The following is a 3943-nucleotide window of genomic DNA, read 5'->3' as shown; positions in this document are numbered from 1 at the left end:
ACCTCTCACACCGTGGAGGCTTGCTGAGCGGGAGCATGCCTGAACTGTTACGCTCAGCCACACGGTTTCTTCCGGACATTTCTGGTTTGAAGGGAACTGTGGCTGGGCTGCCACAGATGTGGCAAGCCGTGCGATCAGCGGCTGCCCGCAGAGCGCCGGGCGGCCATATCATAACGGCTCGCCCAGCCGCCCACGCGTAAGAAGGTAAACGCGTAAATTATTGGACATCCTGCCACTAATTGTAAAAAAGTAAGAGCGTCAGTTTTTAAGCCGTTTTTACGGGTTTGATGGTGGACTAGTGAAAGCGTGGGTTGGTGGGTAGAGAGAGCACGATGAAGGTCGTCAGCGTCATCGGCCAGAAGGGCGGGAGTTCAAAGAGTACCGTCGCCCTCAATCTAGCAGTCTGCGCCGAGCAGGCTGGGTACTCCGTTGCGGTGATCGACACGGACCCACAGGGCTCGGCTCACAAGTGGTTCGAGCGCCGCGAGGCAGAGACGCCATCCATCGTCCGCGAAATCGACCCGGACGCCCTCCCCCGGCTCATCAAGATCGCGGCCTCGAACAAGACCGACCTTCTCATCGTGGATACCCCGGGCAAGGCAGAGGCGACCGCGCTGGCCGTATCCGAGTTGGCCGATCTCATCCTCGCACCCGTGAAGCCGACGCAGTTTGATCTGGAGACCTTGGGGGCGGTTAAGCGCACCATCCGGATCGCCGAGAAGATGGACGCAGGCTGGGTGATGCTGAGCCAGGTACCGCCCAGCTCCAAGAAGGTGGCCGACGAGGGCGAGGCGGCCGTTCAGGGCTACGGCCTTAAGCTGGTGCCGCACAAATTCATGACTCGCGCGGATTTCGCCTATTCGATGTCGAGCGGCCTTGCCGCTACCGAGTTCGAGCCGAAGGGCAAGGCCGCCCAGGAAGCCCGGGCTCTGTTCGGGTGGGTTCGCGACACTCTCGGGCTCGCAGGCCCGTCTGAGCGTGAGATAACTGACGCGTAGAATTGTAGAACCGTGGGAGCGTAAGATCGTGGCCAAAAAGGCATCGGCGTTCACGCCGCCTCCAGAGGATGAGCCCGAATTGGTAGGCGCCCTGGCATCAAAGGCCCCTGAGTCTGCTGGCGAGCCCGCTACCGCGCCTCTGTCGGTCGCCGCGCCGTCGCCTAGCTCCAAAGCCCTCCCGAGCTACCGAGTGGGTAAGCGCAACCTATCGGCCTGGATCGACGAGAAGGCTTTCAACCAATTTAAGGCCATGGTGTCGGAGGAGGGGAAGACGATCCAGGATTTCATGGTCGAGATGGTCAACCGTGAATTCGCCCGAAAGGGCCGGCCGCAGATAGCTAAGTGACAGGCGGGCTCCGGCCCGCCGCTCAGTTATCTCACGCTCTTACGCTTCTACTTTTCCACGCTCACACTCGTAAATTAGATTGCTGATGCATTGGCGTAGCGATAGCTTCCGGTAATTCGCATTCCCGGAAGTTTCGATGTGAGCCAGTCGCCTGTCATCCTGCTGCCCGACGATAGCCCCCGCCTGCCGGTCGAGGCTGCCGCGATAGTTCGCGCCTATCAGCTCGCCAGTAAGGCAGATGCGACCGTGCGAGCTTATCGGTCCGACGTTCAGGTGTTTCAGGCATGGTGCGCCCGGTTCGGGTTCCGGTCCCTGCCGGCGAGCCCCGAGGCCGTGGCGGGCTTCCTGGCGCATGAGGCGGATGCCGGTCGCTCCGCATCGACCATTGGCCGACGGCTGGCCGCGATCCGGTACGGGCACAAGCTGGCGAAGGCCGCGGACCCGACGGACGACGAGGACGTGCGCGCCACCATGAAGGGGATCCGGCGCCGGGTGGGCGTGGCCCCGACCCAGAAGGCCGCTGCGACCGTCGACATCCTGCAGATGCTGCTGGCGCGGACGCCGGACACCCTGACTGGCAAGCGGGATCGCGCGCTGCTGGCCCTCGGGTTCGCGGGCGCGTTTCGGCGGTCCGAATTGGTGGCGCTCGATGTTGAGGACCTGCGGGACGATCCCGAGGGTCTGCGGGTCACGGTTCGGCGGTCAAAGGTCGATCAGGAGGGCGCAGGGTTCGTGAAGGCAATCCCGACCGGCCGCTACATCCAACCCGTGCGCCTCGTGCGGGAATGGCTGGATGCAGCCGGCATCGTCGAGGGCCCGGTGTTCCGGCCGGTGTCGCGGTCGGGGAGGGTGCGCAAAACGGAAACGGTTTCCGGTTTGACGCCTCGCCTCACAGACCGGTCCGTCGCCAACATCCTGCAGAGCTACTGCACGGCTGCCGGGCTCGATGCCTCAACGTTCGGGGCGCACAGCTTGAGGGCCGGCTACATCACGACGGCGGCTGAGCGCGGAGCAGACCTCGCCCGGATCATGGACCAGTCCGGACACCGGAACGCCGACACGGTGCTAGGCTACATCAGGCGCGCGAACGCCTTCAAGGGACACTCGGGGAGCGGGTTCCTGTAGGACCCGGTCGGCGCGCAACCGGAGCTCGCTCGGCTGAGATCGTTCAAGAAACGAGAGTGAGCTCGTCCTCCCGGGCAGCGCGTTCGCCATCCACTGACTTGATCCGGTAGCAGGGCTCGCCGGACCCGTCGTCCGGCATGAGCCGAACCACCTTATAGAAGCCGTGGAGGAGGGTACCTTTATTGCCGCCGTAGCTAATACCGAGCTGCCGAACGTTCTGACCGAGCTTGAACTTGTGAGACATTGTCCGTCCTCCGGGGTGATGAAGCCTCACAGGCTTTCGTCAACCTACCAGCGCGCTTTGGCTTAGCCAGGGTGGGGAGAAACAGATGAAGCCGCTCCCAGGGGAACGGCTTCGAACTCGTCATAAGGCAGACGAGTGAGGCTCAGGCGGCCAGAAGGCTGCCAGCTGACTGCTTACCGGTGCGGAGGTCGGACTCCATTTCGTAGGAGACCTTCTGACCTTCGATCAGGTTGTTCATGCCGGCGCGCTCGACGGCGGAGATGTGAACAAACACATCCTTGCCGCCGTCATCCGGCTGAATAAAGCCAAAGCCTTTGGTGTCGTTGAACCATTTAACGGTGCCGATGCTCATAAGTATTCCGTATCTATATAGTCAAAATGAATGGGTCGTGCGCTTGCAATGCAAGCGTCCGATCGTTGATCGTCGAAATATGGGAGAGATGCAGAGCGCTCGCCCTGTTGAGGCGATACGGCCGAATATCTGGCCAAAAGTCGATTTAACATGTGTACGCCGTTCGCGAGATAATCACAACCGCACAGCGTGAGCGGGTAACTCGACATGCCGAACCGAAGGAATTGACGATGCATATCAGCGGCAGGGTGCCGCACGACGATTTCAGGGAGGGCTTCGCGGTCGGCTTCCAGCTCATCCAGGGAACGGCCGTCGTACCGCCAGCAGCAGCAAGGGAGCCCGATGAGGTTGCCGACACGACGCGGTTTCTTCTGGGCGTTCGAGCGGGCATTGCGGCGGCTGGCGGCAAGCTGTCCTAGGCGCGCCTTATATCCGCCACGACCCGCTCCCCGTCCGCACCGTCTTATAACCGCTGATGCCGCAACTGGGCTTCGGCGGGGTCTTCAAGGCAAAACCCGATCGAACGCGGTCGAGGAGCTGCCTGATGGGGCCGAGGGCTGCTTAGATCAAAAGACGCGCCGGCTGCGCGTGAACGGGCAGAACACGGCAACCGGCGCGCTCGCGAACGGGAGCGTGAGGGCGCTCAACCGCCGCGATACAGGGGGAAGGGGGATCGGAGGCGGAAAGATCCGTAGCCTCCGAGCTACTACGCCTCGGCAGCCGCCTTGTTCTTCCGCGGGCGACCAGGAGCACGCTTCGGCTTGTCGGAGACCGTCTCCGCAGGCTCAGCGGCCTTCGGAGAGGTCTTCTTGCGCTGCTGGCCGAGCCCGAAGCTTCGAGCGAGCGCTGAGCGCTGCTCGGAGTAGCTGGCGGCCGTC

The 3943-nt window shown here is 62.7% G+C and carries 6 protein-coding genes and 1 pseudogene; 4 read left to right on the top strand and 3 right to left on the bottom strand.

The features are described from left to right. The first annotated feature begins 332 nt into the window (after window positions 1–332). The 3 genes from OXS49_RS32840 (at window position 333) to OXS49_RS32830 (ending at window position 2469) form a co-directional block, all read left to right on the top strand. Window positions 333–998, top strand: coding sequence for a ParA family protein (locus OXS49_RS32840; protein WP_267428692.1), 666 nt, complete (start codon window positions 333–335; stop codon window positions 996–998). A gap of 28 nt (window positions 999–1026) precedes the next feature. Continuing rightward, window positions 1027–1344 (top strand): hypothetical protein, encoded by a 318-nt coding sequence (locus OXS49_RS32835; RefSeq protein WP_267428691.1) that lies wholly within the window; start codon window positions 1027–1029, stop codon window positions 1342–1344. 138 nt (window positions 1345–1482) lie between these two features. Beyond that, window positions 1483–2469 (top strand): site-specific integrase, encoded by a 987-nt coding sequence (locus OXS49_RS32830; protein ID WP_267428690.1) that lies wholly within the window; start codon window positions 1483–1485, stop codon window positions 2467–2469. Window positions 2470–2512: 43 nt separating this feature from the next. On the opposite strand, the gene OXS49_RS32825 is transcribed toward OXS49_RS32830, so the two are convergent. Both OXS49_RS32825 and OXS49_RS32820 read right to left on the bottom strand, forming a co-directional pair. Continuing rightward, window positions 2513–2713, bottom strand: coding sequence for a hypothetical protein (locus OXS49_RS32825; RefSeq protein WP_267428689.1), 201 nt, complete (start codon window positions 2711–2713; stop codon window positions 2513–2515). A gap of 142 nt (window positions 2714–2855) precedes the next feature. Beyond that, the gene (locus tag OXS49_RS32820; RefSeq protein ID WP_267428688.1) at window positions 2856–3065 is read right to left on the bottom strand and encodes a cold-shock protein; all 210 of its coding nucleotides are present in this window, start codon (window positions 3063–3065) and stop codon (window positions 2856–2858) included. Window positions 3066–3295: 230 nt separating this feature from the next. Here OXS49_RS32820 and OXS49_RS32815 point away from each other — a divergent pair, with 230 nt between their 5' ends. Further along, window positions 3296–3484 (top strand): hypothetical protein, encoded by a 189-nt coding sequence (locus OXS49_RS32815; RefSeq protein WP_267428687.1) that lies wholly within the window; start codon window positions 3296–3298, stop codon window positions 3482–3484. 287 nt (window positions 3485–3771) lie between these two features. Here OXS49_RS32815 and OXS49_RS32810 read toward each other — a convergent pair. Then, a pseudogene (locus tag OXS49_RS32810) lies at window positions 3772–3943 on the bottom strand (MucR family transcriptional regulator); the annotation flags it as partial.

Source organism: Methylobacterium sp. GC_Met_2, from assembly GCF_026540795.1.
Classification (GTDB): domain Bacteria; phylum Pseudomonadota; class Alphaproteobacteria; order Rhizobiales; family Beijerinckiaceae; genus Methylobacterium.
This window is presented reverse-complemented; position numbering and strand designations above follow the sequence as displayed.